The sequence below is a fragment of the Enterocloster bolteae genome, assembly GCF_002234575.2.
Taxonomy (GTDB): domain Bacteria; phylum Bacillota; class Clostridia; order Lachnospirales; family Lachnospiraceae; genus Enterocloster; species Enterocloster bolteae.
Window position 1 is genome coordinate 3,315,384 of the sequence record NZ_CP022464.2, and the last position, 18,318, is coordinate 3,333,701.

Genomic DNA, 18,318 nt, shown 5'->3' on the forward strand with positions numbered 1-18,318 from the left:
TCCAAATTACTGGTTTTGGAGTTTTGTTTTCGTATTTTCCAATAAACAGCAGTTTGTTTTTTTGCGGCGGTGGACAGTGTTTTGTCTGCCGCCTTTTTTGATTGCTGGTGATAAATCTGTCTCTCTGAGAGCAGAGGGCGTGCAGGCTTTTGTACGCCCTCTGCTTTTATATCTGGAAAGGAACGATAAAGAATGAACGATAAACAAGACTTAACAACTGGAACTATTTCCAAAAAGTTAATTGCCTATGCTCTCCCGCTGCTGGCCGCAAATCTGCTCCAGTCATTTTACAGCCTTATGGATATGCTGGTCGTTGGCAGAATCGTGGGAGAAACCGGGCTTGCCGCAATCAGCAACGCCTCTATGCTCAGTTTTATTATCAACTCTGTGTGTATCGGCATTACAATGGGCGGTACGGTATTAGCCGCCCAGTATAAAGGGGCAAAGGATGAACACGGCCAGATTGAGATAATCGGAACCTTATTCACAGTTGCTTTTATTGCGGCAGTCCTTGTCACCGCAGCCGGTCTGGCCGCCTACAGGCCGCTTTTCCGGTTGCTGCATGTACCTGCGCCTGCAATGGAGGACGCCTGCGGATATATGAAAATCATCTGTTATGGAACCATATTTGTATTTGGCTATAACGCAGTCTGCTCCATCATGAAGGGATTGGGAGATTCCAAAAGCCCGCTTTATTTTGTGGCGGTTGCAACAGTGATCAATCTTGTTTTGGATCTTCTTCTGGTAGGTCCTTTTGGCATGGGCACCGAAGGCGCCGCCTGCGCAACCATTTTTTCACAGGGGATTTCCTTTGTAATCTCCGTGTTCCATTTGAAGCGGAAAGATTCTGTTTTCGACTTTCGGCTATCTCACTTTTCTATAAAAACCGACGAGCTGGCGGCCATCCTGAAAGTCGGTCTTCCCACAGCGGTACAAATGGCTTCCGTCAATCTTTCCTATCTCCTGATTACGGGAATGCTCAATCAATTTGGCGTATCTGTGGCTGCTGCATCTGGTGTGGGATTAAAAATCAATACGTTTGCCGGTATGCCCTGCTGGGCAATCGGTCAGGCGGTGACAGCCATGGCAGGCCAGAATATGGGCGCTGGCAATATAAAACGCGTGCAAAAAACAACCAGTACAGGGCTTTGCCTAAATCTTCTTATTACACTTATTATGGTTTTACTGGTACAGATTTTTGGAAAGCAGCTCATTCTCCTGTTTACCCCGGCAAGCCCGGAAGTACTTGAGGAAGGAATCCTGTATTTAAGAATATGCTGCAGTGTAAACAGCCTGGTATACGCGGTCATGTATACCTTTGATTCCTTTGCCATCGGTATCGGATCTGCAAATATTGCCATGTTCAACGCACTGTTGGATGCGGGCATTGTCAGGCTTCCGGTAAGCTGGCTGCTGGCATTCCCCCTCGGTCTTGGTTATCCGGGCATATATATCGGTCAGGCCCTCTCTCCGTTTCTTCCTGCTGCCGCCGGATTACTCTATTTTAAGAGTAAAGGATGGAAGAATAAAAGAATCCTTTAAAGAGAACACAGCTATACAAATTATACAAAAAAGCAAGGAGGCTGATACAGTCATGAAAGGAACAAACATGAATCTCTCCTTTGGATTGGAAGTCATCTATGAAGATGCGGATTTTCATATAGACGCTCACGACAAAGCGGGCATTGTGGGAGTAAACGGCGCAGGAAAAACAACCCTGTTCCATGTTTTGATGCATGAACAGGAATTAGACAGCGGCACCGTATCCACCGGCCATTTACGAATCGGATATCTTCCGCAGGAAATCATCCTTGAGAACGAATCCTGCACCGTGCTTGAATACCTGCAGAGCGGACGGCCGATTCAAAAACTGGAAAACGAACTGAACCAGATTTACCAACAGTTGGAAAGCGCCGATTCATCGGAGCACGCCCAACTGTTTAAGCAGATGGAGAAGCTTCAGTCCCGCTTGGAATCGTTAGATTATTACGAGGCAGACAGCATTCTTCTTCATATCATTGACCGTATGCAAATTGATATTGACTTACTGGGCATGCCCCTTGGCAATCTGTCCGGCGGGCAGAAATCGCAGATAGCCTTTGCCCGTGTTCTGTATGCAAAATCCGACATTCTGCTTTTAGATGAACCGACAAATCATTTAGATGCGGCAGCCAAAGAATTCGTAACCGGATTTCTGAAAAATTACAAAGGCACGGTGCTGATTATCAGCCATGATATCAGCTTTCTAAACCAGATTATCAATAAAATCCTGTTTATTAACAAAGCCACACACAAAATTTCCGTCTATGACGGCAGCTATGATACCTACAAACAGAAGTATGCACAGGAACAGCGTTTGCGGGAACAGGCCATTGTGCAGGAGGAAAAGGAGATCCTGGAACTGGAGGAATTTGTCCGCAGGGCAAACCAGGCAAGCCGGACCAACCATGCGCTCAAGCGTATGGGACAGGAACGCGCCCTTCGCCTGGAGAAAAAGCGAAGGGCGAAGCAGACCCGCGACCGGATCTACAAACGTATAAAAATGGACATCCACCCCTTGCGTGAGTGTGCCGCTATTTTGCTGGAAGCAGAACACCTGTCCTTTCACTATCCAAACCAGCCGCCCCTATACCGCGATTTATCCTTTCAAATAAATGGAAAAGAACGGTTTTTAGTTGTTGGGGAAAATGGTGTCGGAAAGTCTACGCTGCTTAAACTGATCATGGGAATCCTTTCTCCCGATGCGGGAAATATCCATTTTCATCCCAAAACCGATGTGGCTTACTATGCCCAGGAGCTGGAACAGCTTGATCTGCAGAAAACAGTACTGGAAAATGCCTGGACGGATGGATATTCGGTAAAGCAGCTTCGCTCTGTTTTAAGCAATTTTCTCTTTTATGCAGACGATATCCATAAAAAAGCAGAGGTCCTGTCCCCCGGTGAAAAGGCCCGCATTGCGCTTTGCAAGGTTCTGCTTCAACGGGCGAACTTCTTAGTACTCGATGAGCCTACAAACCACCTGGATCCTGAAACGCAGAGCATCATCGGAGGCAACTTCCATCTTTTTGAGGGCACGATTATGGCTGTCAGCCATAACCCCTGGTTTGTAGAGCAGCTCGGCATTAACCGGGTACTGATCCTGCCATCCGGCAGAATCGTGGATTACTCCCGGGAATTGTTAGAATACTATTATGGATTAAATTCAGAGGAGGAGTTATAAAATGGCAGATACAAAAAAATTATATCCCAGAACCGGGGATAAACAGACTGTGTATTTAAAAAACGTAATTACAGATCCGGCTATTACTGTTGGAGATTATACGATGTACAATGATTTTGTCAATGACCCGGTTGGATTTGAGAAAAACAATGTTTTATACCATTATCCCATAAACCGCGACCGCCTGATCATAGGAAAATTTTGTTCCATAGCCTGCGGCGCAAAGTTTCTCTTCAACAGCGCAAACCACACCCTCTCTTCTCTCTCAACCTACCCCTTTCCCCTTTTCTTTGAGGAATGGGGACTGGAAAAGAGGAATGTGGCCGAATCCTGGGACAACAAAGGAGATATTGTCCTGGGAAATGATGTATGGATAGGATATGAGGCAGTCATTATGGCAGGGGTTACGATTGGGGACGGAGCCATAATCGGGGCCCGGGCCGTGGTGACAAAGGATGTCCCTCCATATACGGTTGCCGGCGGTATTCCCGCAAAACCGATTAAAAAGCGGTATCCGGAGGAAACCATAGCCGCCCTGTCAGAACTGAAGTGGTGGGACTGGCCGGAGAATCGGATTGCGCAAAACCTCCATGCAATACAGGCTGGGCAACTGAATGAACTGAAATAAATTCATTACATGCCTAAAGAATTATGATGTCCTGCACGGCCAGCATGCGTGTGCTGCTGGCCCTGTAATGTAACTCGCGCCTTAGCCCAGGGAAGCCCTCAGGCTGTCCGCTGTCAATGTTTTGGCGCAGCGCAGCATTTCCATAGGTGTGCCGGTAAATACCACCTGGCCGCCGTTCTTCCCACCGTCCGGCCCAATATCAATGAGCCAGTCCGCCTGCTTCATCACATCCAGGTTATGCTCAATCACCACCAGCGTATTGCCGCGGGACACGATTAAGTCAAACAGCTTGAGCAGATTTTCAATGTCGGACATATGCAGTCCGGTGGTGGGCTCATCCATCACAATAATACTCCCCTTTCTGCCCAGGTTCTTCGCCAGCTTGATTCGCTGGCGCTCCCCTCCGGACAGGGTGCTGAGGGGCTGTCCAAGGGTCAGATAGCTTAATCCCACCTGCTCCATCACCTTAAGGCGCCTGCGGATCTTGGCGTCCTCAAACACCTGAAGGGCCTGGGACGCAGTCAGGCCCAGCAGCTCCACAATATTCTTTCCCTTGTAGGTGCAGGCAAGCGCTTCCTCATTATACCGCACACTGCCGCAGGCCTCGCATTCAGTCACTATAGGATCCATGAAGGCCAGTTCGGTGACAATGACGCCCTTACCGCCGCATACCGGGCAGGCCCCGGCGGAGTTAAAGCTGAACAGACTGTCCGGTCTGCCGCTCTCTCCTGCTAGAAGCCTTCGTATTTCATCGAAAAAGCCCAGGTAAGAGGCCGGTGTGGAACGGTTGGTGGCTGTGATGGGTCCCTGGTCCACCATTACGATATTGCTCTCATAGAGTTTTGCAAATACCCGGGAGATCAGGGTACTCTTGCCCGAACCGGCCACGCCGGTCACCACGGTCATAATACCCAAGGGGATATCCACATCCACATGCTTAAGGTTGTGGAGACAGGCTCCCCTGACCGGCAGGCTTCCCGCAGCCTGCCGCGGCGTCTCCTTGATGGGCAGTACCTGCCTCATTGCCTTTCCTGTCAGGGTATCGGCCAGAAGCAGCTCCGGATAGCTGCCCGCAAATACAATTTCTCCTCCGTTTTGTCCGGCCCCCGGTCCCACGTCAATCACATGGTCGGCAATGGAAATCACATCCTTGTCATGCTCCACCACCAGAACCGTGTTGCCTTTGTCCCGGAGCTGCCGCAGCAAATTGTTCATCCGGTAAACGTCCCTGGGATGCATTCCGGCACTTGGTTCATCAAAGATATAGGTCAGGCCGGTCAGGCTGCTGCCCATGTACCGGACCAGCTTCAGGCGCTGGGCTTCGCCGCCGGAAAGGGAGGGCGTTTCACGGTTCAAGTGAAGGTAGGGAAGGCCTATTTCAATCAGCCTGTCCAGACCTTCGATGATGGTCTGCACCAGGACGTCCACCCTTTGGTCGGTAATCCCAGCCAGAACTTCCCGAAGTCCGGTCAGCTCCATGCAGCATAAATCAGCGATATGGTACCCCTTTATTTTGCAGCTCAAAGCCGCCCCATTCAGCCGCTTCCCATGGCAGTCGGTACACTCCATCTCAGCAATCAGGGATTGGGATTTCTCCCGGGTGTGCCTGCTCTTATTACTGATATCCCGGTTGAGAAGCGTCTTTGTGTACTTGTGGTACAGCCCGGTCACCTTTGGGTTTTCCGGTTCGCCTTTGCCGTCGCGGGAGCCATATAAGAGCAGGTTGTATTCTTCACCGGAATACGCTCTGATCGGCTTGTCTAAATCGAAAAGACCGGACTGGGCGTACTGTTTCCAGTACCAGGATCCGGGGCGGTAAAGGGAGTCCTTGACACAGCCCTCATTCCATGATTTATCCATATCCAGAACAGCTTCCACATCGACCTTTGTAATCTTTCCCAGGCCGGAGCAGGTCCTGCACATCCCGTTGGGATCATTGAAGGAGAAGTAAGAGGCCGTACCCGCATAGGGCTTCCCGATGCGTGAAAACAGCAGACGGAGGCTGGCGTACAGGCCGCTTATAGTTCCCACCGTGGAGCGGGCATTCCCGCCCAGGGGAGACTGGTCCACCACCACTGAGGCCGTCAGGTTGTCTATGCGCTCCGCTGCCGGCTTCGGATATTTCGGCAGTCTGGAGCGCACGAAAGCCGGGTAGGCGGCGTTCATCTGCCGCTGTGACTCAGCGGCGATAGTATCAAAAACAATGCTGGACTTGCCGGAACCGGACACGCCGGTAAACACCGTAATTTTTTCCTTTGGAATACGGAATGTGACGTGCTTCAGATTGTTCTGGGTCAGCCCATATACAAGAATATCTGCCATTTTTACCTCTCTCGATTTACGTTATAGTATACCTTATCAAGTGTTCATATGATTATATGCCCAGGGCTCCAAACGCTCTGCCCTGGCCTCATTGTTTCGTCCATTTCTCTTTTATCTTATCATGCCGGAATTCTGACACCTTCCAGATTACATCATATCAAAAGGGACTTCCCCATTCATGATATTTTTTGCGGAGTTTCATTCTTTTTTTAATAGGAGATTGTCTACGCTTCCGGTTATCCAGACTTCGTCATTGATAGTCTCTCATCCATACACTCACACCCCTATGGCTGGTTTTCCCATTCCGATTCCCTTTTCAAGGGCAGAATCAGTCTCCATAATAATAAATCGCCTTTAAATATCCCTTTTCATCGAACACCGGCTGGCCTCCGCCATAACCAGCTGCTCCTTGATTGGTTATATCGTCGAACTGCATCACTCTTTCGCCGCTTTCCAAATACGCTTTATCCGGGATACTAAAATATTGATACCACTCATGTTCCGCTCCCTTGAGCACATAGACCGTACCTTTATAAATATTTTTAAACAACGTATCGTCGCTATTCGCCCACAACGTATAATTTCCTGAATAAGGCTCATAGGACAGAAAATAGTAATGGGGCGTATCCTCTCCCGATGTTTTTCCTGATTCTGTACCAGAATCATAAAAAAGCATGCAGTCACCATAATCGGAATTGTCCGTCCTTCTTACAGCAGCTGTCTCTTTCGTCAGCTCATTCACACAAATCCGTTCTTCTTTACCCTCTTTCATGACCGCTTCATACTGCTTGGGTGAAAGAATGACCGGTGTGTAAATCGTGCCTTCTGCTTCATAATATATCCCTTTATCTGCCCTGTGCTGAATATCAGAATACAGGCTTACTCCCATTTCCGTATGGGCAGTAAGAAGAGACGCATAGGGAGCCATTAAAAGCCCGTCATAAATTTTTTTCACCTCTTTGCTCTTTTCTTCGTCAAATTCAGCTTCTGCTTTCTTTAAAAATGCAATATTTCTTTTTTCCAGACCGCCAAACACGGTCTCGTCAAATTCATCCTCTGTTTTATCTCCCAGATACCATGTTTTTTCCTGAAAATAATCTCTCAGCTCCTGCTTTTCAAATATCCTTCCATGAACAGCGTAATACTGGTTTCTCAGGATTTTCATATCAGCCACAGTCATGCCAATAAGATCTGTCTCGTTGAGAGGTCTGGAGAAAAATTCCGGCATAAATAAATCATCCAGAGGAAAATAGCTTCCCTGCGCCTCCAGCTGTCCGTAAAGCCCTATAAAGCCATTCTCAGATGGAACAATCTGGTATTCCTTGATAGTTCCATCCGCCTGATAGGCGGCCTGATCCATACTGCTCTGCATCCGGAACGGATACTCCGGATCATAGTACATGGAAAGCCGGTTAAGAACGGTGTAGCCTAACCCATCTTTCTTTACTACATCTACATTCAGCTGATTTCTGTTCCTGCGCCCTCCGGGCGTGATTACGATCTGATAGGAAAAGTCTCCTGATTTAAAGTAGGTTCTGCACAGTTTTCTGGCTTCGTCCAGAAGCACTGTATCGTAATCTCCCTCTACATCCTTACCTGCTCCGTTCTCTGTATTGTTTTTTGCTCCGTCCTCTGCACGGTTCTCTGCTTTGTTTATTGCACTATCCTCCGCACTGTTCGCTGCACTATCCGCTGTACTGTCTTCTGTACTTTTCTCTGTTAAAGACAGTGCCTGTGAAGGACGGTCCGCTTCTCCGCTTTCTTTTTGGGCTTCTGCTCCGGCAGAAGACAGATTAACCCTGCCCCTATGTAAGAAAATATAGCCGGCTCCGACAAATGTTGAAATTATAAACACTGCACTTAATACCAGTATTATTTTTTTAATCATAATCTTCTTGTATGATGTTGTTAGAAGCAAACACAACATACTTCCTTTCTTTTTCTGTTTCGTGGTTTAATACATTCAGATACTGTGACTTTTGATGTTTTTTTGTAGCCTCGACTACTCGACAGGAGTGTATTGCCATCTCTTTTATCTGAATTGTTTATTAGCTGGATGTTGCCGGAGCGTTTGCTCTGAGTACTTATTTCAATCAAGTCTACGATGATAACTGCTGGTGGATATCACGGTATCAGACTTTATGAAAGGGAGGTACAACCTCATGATTTACGTAGGCATTGATATTGCCAAACTCAACCATTTCGCCGCCGCGATTTCTTCCGACGGCGAAATACTCATCGAGCCGTTCAAATTTTCTAATAACTATGATGGCTTCTATCTACTGCTTTCTCATCTGGCACCACTTGACCAGAACAGTATCATCATAGGTCTTGAATCAACGGCACACTACGGTGACAACCTTGTTCGTTTTCTCATCAGCAAGGGCTTTAAAGTGTGTGTTCTCAACCCTATCCAGACTTCGTTCATGCGTAAAAATAATGTACGCAAAACGAAGACTGATAAAGTCGACACGTTTGTGATTGCTAAAACCCTTATGATGCAGGATTCCCTTCGGTTTATGGCCTTAGAGGATCTGGATTACATTGAGCTCAAAGAGCTCGGTAGATTCCGCCAGAAACTTGTGAAGCAGCGTACACGCTTAAAAATTCAGCTGACTTCCTATGTAGACCAGGCATTCCCGGAACTACAATACTTCTTTAAGTCTGGCTTGCATCAAAACTCTGTCTATGCCGTCCTTAAGGAGGCTCCGACACCCAACGCTATTGCTTCTATGCATTTGACCCATCTTGCTCACACCCTCGAAGTTGCTTCCCACGGCCATTTCGGTAAGGATAAAGCCAGAGAATTAAGAGTTCTCGCACAGAAGTCTGTCGGTGTCAATGACAGTTCTCTATCTATTCAAATAACTCATACCATTGAACAGATCGAGTTACTGGATAGCCAACTTTTTTCTACAGAGCTTGAAATGGCAAATCTTGTCACCTGCCTGCACTCTGTAATTATGACCATTCCCGGAATTGGTGTCGTGAATGGCGGAATGATTCTTGGTGAGATTGGTGATATACACCGATTCTCTAATCCAAAGAAACTGCTTGCATTTGCTGGACTGGATCCGACCGTTTATCAGTCTGGAAACTTCCAGGCTCACAGAACCAGGATGTCCAAAAGAGGATCTAAAGTGCTACGCTATGCCCTCATGAATGCAGCTCACAATGTCGTAAAAAACAATGCTACTTTCAAAGCTTATTATGATGCCAAGAGAGCGGAAGGCCGGACTCATTACAATGCCCTTGGGCACTGTGCTGGCAAACTTGTCAGAGTCATCTGGAAGATGCTCACTGACGAAGTAGCATTCAACCTCGAATAAGAGGTCTGTATACCATAATCGATAGATTTTGAAAAAGGGCTTTTAGGGAGCTTTGTTAAAGTTACCCTTCTTTCTGCGAAACACGGAATTGAAATTTCCACCTAATTTATACTTGACTTTTCATAGCTGGTCTCCTTTCATTCGGCTTTCCCGCTTGGGGGTGTGGGGGTGTCAAGCATCCGCCAAGTCCGTCATTTACCGATAAGGCGCTAATTTTCTTGATTTGCTTACTTTCTTGATTTGCTTACTTCTCAATTGAAATAAACGGAGGGAAGGTATCGGAGCTATCGCGGCGCTGCATCGTATTGGCATCCACGTCAAAACACCGTCCATCGTATTCATAATGCAGTTTTCCGTCCTCGCAGTAAAAACGATGTTCCGCTTGAAAAGCAACCGGCTTATAACGCCCGTCCTGTATCGGCTGATCCCGGTACAAAACCTGGGATTCCGATAATTTCAGCACACTGTTTTCAAGACGCACATCATAAATTCCACTTACGACAGCTTCTGCCGGCACATTTTTCCCGGAAGCGGAAATAAAACGAAAACAGCCTGTTATGGCGTTCGTACTTTTCCGCATGGCCAGTTCAAAGCGAAACATGGATACCGAGCTGAAATCCTTTCTTAGTTTATCCCGCTGTCCTTCCTTATCAATCAGCCATATTTTCTCGTTGGATACAATAAACATATCAATCTGAAATCCGCTTTGGGAGTATTTCAGATTAGAAAAGGATATCTGGTCAGAGTATACGCCCTGCAACGCGCCATTTTCCAATTCGTAAACCAACTCCTTTGTAAACAGCGTTCTGCCATCCACATTCTCTTCCATAAAGTCAATAATTTTTTTCATCTGAAAAGACTCCTTATCTGCTCTGTTTCAAATAACTCCTTCATTTCATCTATACTTCTGGTTTCATAATTTTCGCCGGCAGCTCGTCCCGCATCACTGTCAACAGAAGGATAAAACTGGGCAAATGTATCATTTCCCATGTCCACCTGCTTTCCGGCCCAATCCCCGACGGGCTCATAATACGTCTTTTCGCCGTCAGACTGCGGCGACACCCAGAGGCAGAAAACAATCTTGTCACCTGCTTGATCAAGCGGTACTCCTTGGGTCTGATCCAAAACCATATTACCTGCATCTTCAACCGGTATGTTCTGCAGCATCATATTGCGCACTGTCTCCCTGTCTGTCTTTGCGTAAGAATTGATATAATCATTGACAGAAATATAGCCTGTTTGCTGGATAACTGTAATTTCTGCTCCCGGTAAAAGCCGGCCTTTGTATGTCTCCAGAACACGAACCCGCTCTTTCACCCATGCGGTGCCTCCATCAGCGTTAAAGTTCTCAACCGACTCCACTTCACCATATATGATATCTGATGAATGATTTACGATATTCTTGTAATCAGATAAATCAATCGCCGGTTCTGCAGAAACAGTCTGCGGTATAACCACAGAATCCGTGTCAATGGAAATAACATATGAATTTTCCGGTCCCAGCCCGGATCCTGATTCTTCCCATGGCTCATCCGATGTCTGCGCCACATTGGCTGAGCAGCCGCCTGTTGACAGCAATGCCAATACTATAATAACAGCCCGTATATTTTTCATTTTTTCCTCCCAAACACGATATGAAAACACGATATAAAAGCATGATGTGATAATATCATTTTATCACATCCGAACGGCCTCTTCTTTTAATTTTACTTTACATTTCACGTACAATAACATCATGGAGGCGCTTCAAATAACAGACGTATTTCCATCCGTTAAAGCCACTAAACAAAAAGGGAGTATTGCTTTATCAAATGCAACACTCCCTATCAATTATAACACTATTATATTTTCTCCTGAATGAATGCAAGAATTTCCTTACGCTTTGTCACAGACAGCTTATAGCTCTTTCCAGACTTAAGAGTCACCTTGATTCCGGTGGGAATAATCTGAACAAGCCCGCCCACATTACATAACTGTACCGATTCAATATCAGCATAGGGGATTTCCAATATGGTGGCAAAACCGCCCCTGAATACGATTCTTTGATTTGTAAGCCAGTATTTACCACGTTTCTGGCTATAAAAACAAAGTGTTTTCTCCCAGTAATCAGATTTAAACTCCTTTTCAACTACTTCACCTTCATGTAATTCTAATGCATCTGCCATGATTTGTTCTCCTTTTATGTATATAATTGAATAATCCCTATATCATATTTTTGATAGCGTTTTATCACCGGACCTGGGAAAAAAATGCCAGCTGCACACTCTCCGATCCTGGTACAGAAACAGGTACAAACTGGATACTGTCCTCCAACAGACCGGTAATAAAGTCTTTGGTCAGAACCATCTCTTTATAATGTCTGTATCACTTATTTTCCCTCCAACTCCTTCATGCCGCCAATCATCACCTTCAGGGACAAGTCAAAGCTCTCCTCCACTGACAGAGAATAGCCAAAGGCATTGTTGTTGACCAGCAGACAAAAGCCTTCCAAAAATGCCCGAAAGGTACGGATTAGATGATTGCAGTTTTCCTCAGAAATGTTCAGGGATGATGTGATTGCAAAGCAAATGGAAAACAGCTTTTCCGTGACGCCCTGCGTCTCTTTATCCTGGTATTTATTATACCAGAGCATTGCGCTGAACACACCGGGGTTTTCGGTCGCATACTGATAGAATGCCCGGCAGACCGCTTCCCACGCAGCATACCCGTCAGCACCTGATGCCGCTTCCAGCATACGTTTTTCCACCTGTTTCCAGCCATAAATCATCAGTTCACGACGTAAATCATCTAACCCCCTGATATGGTTGTAAAGGGACGGCGGCTGTATACTCAGACTTTCCGCCAGCGTTTTCAACTGAATCTGGTCAATTCCCATTTTGTTTGCTAACTGTGCAGCCTTCTCTACTACAACATTTTTATCAAGTCCTGCCCGCGCCATAACCTTTCCTTTCATCATCTGTTAAATACATAGTAACTAATCGGATTAGTTTTGTCAAGCGCTGCTTTTTTCTGCAACAAAAATATTATATCATACCTACAAAAAATTTTCTTGTATGATATGACACTCATTCTCACTGTTTTGCCTTTAACCTCCATGCGCCTACTCATTGTACCATGAGCCCAAAAAAATATGCGGTCTTTTGAGAATACTCAAAAGACCGCGTATTTACCAACTCTTCACAAATGTTTGACTTGTTGAAAATTAATCTTCAACACTGACGATTTCTCTCTTGTTATAAGAACCGCAAGCCTTGCAAACTCTATGAGGCATCATCAGGGCACCGCACTTGCTGCACTTTACCAGATTTGGAGCGCTCATCTTCCAGTTTGCTCTACGGCTGTCTCTTCTAGCTTTAGAAGATTTATTCTTTGGACAGATAGACATGGTTTACACCTCCTTCGACTGTTTAAAAATATCCTGGATAACTGACATCCTTGGGTCAAGTGGCCTATTATCGCAGTCACAAGTCTCATGGTTGAGATTTGTGCCACATCTATCACAGATTCCCTTACAGTCATCGCTGCAGAGAACCGCCATAGGCAGGTTCAAGGTTAACTCATTACCAACCAGCTGGTCGATATCCAGTTTATAACCATTTACGTAGGGCTGCTCGTCCAGGTCTTCCACTCGTTCTTCATCACTCTGGTTCATGTCCAGTTCCTGGTCAATTTCCAGATGGAAAGGAACTCTCACCGGGTCAAGGCATCTGGCACATGGCATAATCAAAACCAAATCAATGGTTCCCGCTAAAGCCAGCTTCTTATTTCCCCGATTTGTTATCACCAATGACAACGGTCCCTTTTCGGCAATGTCGTATACAGTGTCGGCCAGCCTGAACTGGGTCATCTCAAGCTCAGGCGTATATGTTTTGGACTTTCCCTCAACGGGAAACAGCTCAGATAAGTTAATTAGCATATTAACCTCCTAATACGCATCTCTTGCATTATACATACCATTGCACATTTTGTCAACTATATTTCCGTTTTTTTTCCAGAAGTTGTGTACTGTTTTGCATACCGGTGTGTACCTGGAGAGTATTGCCGGATTTTGTTATTTATATTATCCGATGTCCTGTCCCAGGCCATTGACCGCCATCCCGGAAACCAGGACAAAAGCCGGCGTACATGTATTAAAATCACATGTACGCCAGCTTTTTACCACTCCGTTATACTTATTTCACTAACGCAAGTGTTTCTCTGGCAATTGCCAGCTCCTCGTTGGTAGGAATAACCAGTACGCTTACCTTGGAATCAGGAGTGGAAATTACGATTTCCTGTCCCCTCTTGGAATTGGCCTCGTCGTCAATTTCAATTCCCAGGAATCCCAGATACTCGCACACTTTCTTTCTGGTAATCTTGTCATTCTCACCCACGCCTGCGGTGAACGCAATGGCGTCCACACCGCTCATTGCAGCTGCGTATGCTCCCACGTATTTAGCTACCCGGTAAGCAAATGATTCCAGAGCAACCTCTGCCTTCTTATTGCCGTCATTTGCAGCGTTCTCCACATCGCGGAAGTCGCTGGAAACACCGGACATACCGTATACGCCGGACTTCTTGTTCAGCACGTTTAACATCTGGTCAATATCCATATTCTCTTTGTGCATGATGAACTGCAGGGCGCCGGGATCCACATCGCCGCTTCTGGTTCCCATCACAAGTCCCTCCAATGGAGTCAGTCCCATGCTGGTGTCCACGGATTTTCCGTTGAGGACAGCTGAGATGCTGGAGCCGTTGCCCAGGTGGCAAACCACTGTTTTAAGGGAGTCATAAGGACGTCCAAGAACTTCTGCTGTTCTCTTTGATACATAGCTGTGGCTTGTCCCGTGGAAGCCGTATCTTCTAACCTTGTATTTCTCATAATACTCGTAAGGAAGTCCGTACAGGTATGCCTTCTCCGGCATGGTCTGGTGGAACGCTGTATCAAATACACCTACCATGGGTGTGTTGGGCATCAGTTCCTGGCAGGCACGGATGCCGATCAGGTTTGCAGGATTGTGCAGAGGCGCCAAATCGCTGCACTCTTCAATTGCTTTAACGGCCTCTTCCGTAATCAGGGTAGATGCGGTAAATGCCTCTCCTCCATGAACGATTCTGTGTCCCACTGCCCCTACTTCATCCAGGCTCTTAATCACGCCTGTCTTATCATTGGTCAGGGCATCTAATACCATCTGAATGGCCTGGGTATGGGTAGGCATAGGAGAAACCGTTACTTCCTTCTCTCCTCCTGCCGGCTGATAGGTAATCTGGCTTCCCTCAATACCGATTCTTTCGCAAAGTCCCTTTGCAAGTACAGCCTCTGATGCTGAATTAATCAGCTGGTACTTTAATGATGAGCTCCCGCAGTTAATAACTAAAATATTCATTGATATCTCCTCCTTTATTCCGGCTTATTCAGCCTGTGCCTGAACGGCCGTAATTGCTACTACACCCACAATATCATCTGCACAACAACCCCTGGACAAATCGTTAACCGGCTTTGCGATTCCCTGGGTAACAGGGCCGTAAGCCTCTGCCTTGGCCAGTCTCTGAACCAGCTTGTATCCGATATTACCGGCATCCAGATCCGGGAACATCAGTACATTTGCCTTGCCTGCCACTTCGCTGCCCGGTGCCTTGGAGGAAGCAACCTCCGGTACAAGGGCTGCATCTAACTGGAGTTCCCCGTCCAGCTTAAGCTCCGGATAAAGCTCCTTTGCGATTCTGGTGGCTTCCACTACCTTGTCCACGTCAGGATGCTTTGCAGAGCCCTTGGTAGAATGGGACAGCATGGCAACCCTTGCTTCCTTCTGTACCAGCAGTTCAAATGAATCAGCAGATGATTTGGCGATTGCTGCCAGCTCTTCCGGATTCGGATTCTGGTTCAGTCCTGAATCGGCAAAAATAAAGGTTCCCTCTGCTCCATATTCGCAGTCCGGAACTACCATGAGGAAGAATGCAGATACCAGCTTTGTGCCTGGTTTTGTTTTGACAATCTGCAGACATGGCCTTAATGTGTCGGCCGTGGAGTGGCAGGCACCGGACACCAGTCCGTCTGCATCTCCGTTTTTAATCATAAGACAGCCGTAGTAGGCATAATCGGACATGATGATTTCCTTTGCCTTTTCCGGTGTCATTCCCTTTGATTTCCTCAGCTCTACAAATAAATCAATATACTCCTGAGTCTTCTCATAGGTCTGAGGATTGATCACTGTTGCTCCTGATACATCCAGTCCCTTGCTGTGGTCTGCAATATCCTCCGGTGTTCCTATGATGATCAGATTGGCGATGTCCTCTTTTAATATCGTTTCGGCCGCCTCCCAGGTTCTCCTGTCCATAGACTCTGGCAGTACTATGGTCTTTTTGTCAGCCCTGGCACGAGCTTTAACTAAATCGATAAATCCCATGATAATTTACCCCTTTCCTTGGTGTATTTAAGCATACGTCTTTATTATATACTGACAGAATTGGAGATACAAGCCGATTTTATCCAAATATTGCACTTTTTCGTATACCTGAGGTCTTTCTGTGTTTATTTTCCACCTTTTCTGACGGGGCGGCGGGCGGCGATAGCCAAACCGCCTGCCGTGAAGCACAGAAAACACAAAAAATCCGCGGACCATATGATTGCCGGTCCGCGGATTCAGGTATCTGATGATTAAATTTTCTCGTAACGGTCCACGTTAATCACAAAGATAGTGGCGCCGCCCACATCAACTGTCATGGGCATAGTTGCGTAATTTACCATGGTGGTGCCTGATATATAAGGCATGTTGACCGTTAACTTCTGATGCTGTCCGCATTCCTGCTTAATCACATCAATCACTTCCTGTACCTTATCATCTTCTGCACCAATCATCAAGGTTGTATTTCCCTTTTTCAGGAAACCTCCTGTGGTGGAAAGTCTTGTAACACTGTAATGATGCTGGGTCAGCTGGCTTACAACATCATCTTCATTATCATTTCTCACAATTGCATACACTAATTTCATAAGCTGTACCTCCTTGGCGAGTTTATATACGTTAGTATAGCACATTTTTCAGTTAAGATCTGTAATTTTTTTGCAAATGTTTCTTAATTCGCCTCATGCACAGTCAAACCCATAAAACAGTACTATCCGTTACCGGTTCATCAGCTCTGGGCGGCCGGCTTGGTTCCCAGAGTCACCTGCACGTCGTGCTCCACGTATGCCCCGTCCACCAGGGACTGTACTGTGAGTGTAACGGCTGCTCCGCCCTCATAGTAGGTGAGCATCTGCTTCAGTTCTTCCATGCTGGTAACGGACTGGCCGTCAAACTTGGTGATAATATCCTTTTCCTTTAAATCAGAGGATGAGGCTGCTCCGCCCTCCACGATTTTATAGACATAGATTCCCACCGGCATGCCGTACATCTGGGATGTGGCAGCATCAATGTTGGTTCCCTGTATTCCCAGATAGCCCTGGGCATCCTCGGATACAGCCACACGCGTTTTCTTTGTCATCAGGCTGTTTAAGATATCCTGGGACTTTGAAATCGGAATGGCAAAGCCCATCCCCTCCACTTCTGTGGAAGCTGTCTTGGCGGCGTTGATGCCGATGACATTTCCGTTTAAATCAATAAGGGCGCCGCCGCTGTTGCCCGGGTTGATAGCTGCATCTGTCTGGATGAAGGTCCTGTTAATTCCTTTTTCATCTGTAATCTCGCGGTCCAGGGCGCTTACATATCCCACGGTAACGGACTGGCCGTATCCAAGGGCATTTCCTATGGCAATGACCTGCTGCCCCACCTTGATATCATCTGAATTGCCCAGAGTGGCCACCTTAATCTTGCTCATGGTATCGGAGGGGATATCCTTTAACTGCACTGCGATGATTGCCAGGTCAGATGCTGAATCCGTTCCCTTTACCGCTGCGCTCACATCCTTGTTGTCAACAAATGTAACCTTTAAGTCGGAAGCTCCGTCCACCACATGGTTATTGGTGGCAATGAGAAGTTCCGTGTCAGTCTGGTTCACAATGATGCCGGAACCGCTGCTCTGGGCTGTATAGGTCTGGGGCATTCCGAAGAAATCGCGCTGCTCCACGGTCATGGTATCATTGATGGCCACAATAGACGGCATGGCGTTTTCCACAATGCCCGACACATCGGTAACAGCGGATACTGCCGTGGCGCCCTGGTTTGCAGACGCCTGTGCATTGGCCGGTGCCGCCTGTGCTATCTGGTTCTGAGCCTGCGTCCCGGCTAATGTGCCCGCGGTTCCATATGCGCCTGTGAGCCGGTTCCCCAGGTAATTCACACCTGTCATGACCCCGCCTGATACGGCTCCGAAGAGGACCGCTGCCGCTGTAATTCCTGCCGCTCTTTTAACAAATCGTCCTTTATTGGAGTGATTGCGCTGCTTATCACCACCTCCCGGATATCCCTGATAAGTATTTCCGCCATAGCAGTCCTGGCGGCGGGTCTGGCTGCCGTATGAACCGAATGCGGCGTCTGGTCCCTGGGTATGCTGCTCTCGATGCTGCTCTCGGGAATCCTGGCCTTCCTGGGCCTGTGAATACCGGGCCTGTGAATACTGACCCTGCGCCTCCTGGCTGCGTGCCTCCGGATCCATTGTCCGGTGTCCTTGCGTATTCTGTCCCTGCCGGTTCCTCTCATCACCTGGAATCGTCCAGTTTACGGTTGTTTCAGGTACATCCCTGTGTTCCATATTTTCATTTCCCAAACCATTCATATTTTTATTTTCATTCTCGTACATAGCAAAGTCTCCTTTCATACATTTCTCTATTTTATTTAACTGTAAGGGCTGTTTTTTAATTGCTCTTGCTTTTTACAATTATTAATATAGCCGCCATTTATGGT

General features: G+C 46.9%; 16 protein-coding genes. 4 read left to right on the top strand and 12 right to left on the bottom strand.

All coding sequences use genetic code 11. The annotated features are described in order from the left end of the window. Nucleotides 1-192 precede the first annotated feature (192 nt). Genes CGC65_RS15575 through CGC65_RS15585 form a run of 3 tightly spaced genes read left to right on the top strand, consistent with a single transcriptional unit; the run spans nucleotide 193 to nucleotide 3,848 of the window. Entirely contained in the window at nucleotides 193-1,542 is a 1,350-nt protein-coding gene (locus CGC65_RS15575; RefSeq protein ID WP_002564315.1) for an MATE family efflux transporter, read from the top strand. Nucleotides 1,543-1,594: 52 nt separating this feature from the next. Beyond that, nucleotides 1,595-3,220, top strand: coding sequence for a ribosomal protection-like ABC-F family protein (gene abc-f / locus CGC65_RS15580; RefSeq protein WP_002564316.1), 1,626 nt, complete (start codon nucleotides 1,595-1,597; stop codon nucleotides 3,218-3,220). A gap of 1 nt (nucleotide 3,221) precedes the next feature. After that, on the top strand, nucleotides 3,222-3,848 hold the full coding sequence (locus tag CGC65_RS15585) for a CatB-related O-acetyltransferase (RefSeq protein WP_002564317.1): 627 nt from the start codon (nucleotides 3,222-3,224) through the stop codon (nucleotides 3,846-3,848). Between the two features lie 81 nt (nucleotides 3,849-3,929). On the opposite strand, the gene CGC65_RS15590 is transcribed toward CGC65_RS15585, so the two are convergent. After that, nucleotides 3,930-6,170 carry an ATP-binding cassette domain-containing protein gene (locus tag CGC65_RS15590; protein ID WP_002564318.1) on the bottom strand — a complete coding sequence of 747 codons (2,241 nt, stop codon included), beginning with the start codon at nucleotides 6,168-6,170 and terminating at the stop codon, nucleotides 3,930-3,932. Between the two features lie 328 nt (nucleotides 6,171-6,498). Continuing rightward, the gene (locus tag CGC65_RS15595) at nucleotides 6,499-8,058 is read right to left on the bottom strand and encodes a DUF4454 domain-containing protein (protein WP_002564319.1); all 1,560 of its coding nucleotides are present in this window, start codon (nucleotides 8,056-8,058) and stop codon (nucleotides 6,499-6,501) included. A 274-nt stretch (nucleotides 8,059-8,332) separates the two neighbouring features. Here CGC65_RS15595 and CGC65_RS15600 point away from each other — a divergent pair, with 274 nt between their 5' ends. Next, nucleotides 8,333-9,499 carry an IS110 family RNA-guided transposase gene (locus CGC65_RS15600; RefSeq protein WP_039896941.1) on the top strand — a complete coding sequence of 389 codons (1,167 nt, stop codon included), beginning with the start codon at nucleotides 8,333-8,335 and terminating at the stop codon, nucleotides 9,497-9,499. A 244-nt stretch (nucleotides 9,500-9,743) separates the two neighbouring features. Here CGC65_RS15600 and CGC65_RS15605 read toward each other — a convergent pair whose 3' ends face one another. The 10 genes from CGC65_RS15605 to CGC65_RS15650 form a co-directional block, all read right to left on the bottom strand. Beyond that, a complete protein-coding gene (locus tag CGC65_RS15605; protein WP_002564320.1) occupies nucleotides 9,744-10,349 on the bottom strand; it encodes a hypothetical protein in 606 nt (201 codons plus the stop codon). Continuing rightward, complete coding sequence (locus tag CGC65_RS15610; RefSeq protein WP_002564321.1) at nucleotides 10,346-11,113, bottom strand: hypothetical protein; 768 nt, start codon at nucleotides 11,111-11,113, stop codon at nucleotides 10,346-10,348. The genes CGC65_RS15605 and CGC65_RS15610 overlap by 4 nt, the downstream gene beginning before the upstream one ends. Nucleotides 11,114-11,340: 227 nt before the next feature. Further along, nucleotides 11,341-11,664 (bottom strand): PH domain-containing protein, encoded by a 324-nt coding sequence (locus CGC65_RS15615; RefSeq protein ID WP_002564322.1) that lies wholly within the window; start codon nucleotides 11,662-11,664, stop codon nucleotides 11,341-11,343. Between the two features lie 203 nt (nucleotides 11,665-11,867). After that, nucleotides 11,868-12,437: a TetR/AcrR family transcriptional regulator gene (locus tag CGC65_RS15620; RefSeq protein WP_002564323.1), complete on the bottom strand. Its 570-nt coding sequence runs from the start codon at nucleotides 12,435-12,437 to the stop codon at nucleotides 11,868-11,870. 264 nt (nucleotides 12,438-12,701) lie between these two features. Next, nucleotides 12,702-12,884, bottom strand: a complete 183-nt coding sequence (gene rpmF, locus CGC65_RS15625) for a 50S ribosomal protein L32 (RefSeq protein WP_002564324.1) — start codon at nucleotides 12,882-12,884, stop codon at nucleotides 12,702-12,704. A 3-nt stretch (nucleotides 12,885-12,887) separates the two neighbouring features. Beyond that, the gene (locus CGC65_RS15630) at nucleotides 12,888-13,415 is read right to left on the bottom strand and encodes a YceD family protein (RefSeq protein WP_002564325.1); all 528 of its coding nucleotides are present in this window, start codon (nucleotides 13,413-13,415) and stop codon (nucleotides 12,888-12,890) included. A 256-nt stretch (nucleotides 13,416-13,671) separates the two neighbouring features. Then, a complete protein-coding gene (locus tag CGC65_RS15635; RefSeq protein ID WP_002564326.1) occupies nucleotides 13,672-14,865 on the bottom strand; it encodes an acetate kinase in 1,194 nt (397 codons plus the stop codon). Between the two features lie 24 nt (nucleotides 14,866-14,889). Next, on the bottom strand, nucleotides 14,890-15,885 hold the full coding sequence (gene pta, locus CGC65_RS15640) for a phosphate acetyltransferase (protein WP_002564327.1): 996 nt from the start codon (nucleotides 15,883-15,885) through the stop codon (nucleotides 14,890-14,892). Nucleotides 15,886-16,136: 251 nt separating this feature from the next. Then, nucleotides 16,137-16,469: a cyclic-di-AMP receptor gene (locus tag CGC65_RS15645; protein WP_002564328.1), complete on the bottom strand. Its 333-nt coding sequence runs from the start codon at nucleotides 16,467-16,469 to the stop codon at nucleotides 16,137-16,139. Nucleotides 16,470-16,609: 140 nt separating this feature from the next. Continuing rightward, nucleotides 16,610-18,214 (bottom strand): S1C family serine protease, encoded by a 1,605-nt coding sequence (locus CGC65_RS15650; protein ID WP_002564329.1) that lies wholly within the window; start codon nucleotides 18,212-18,214, stop codon nucleotides 16,610-16,612. Nucleotides 18,215-18,318: the final 104 nt, after the last annotated feature.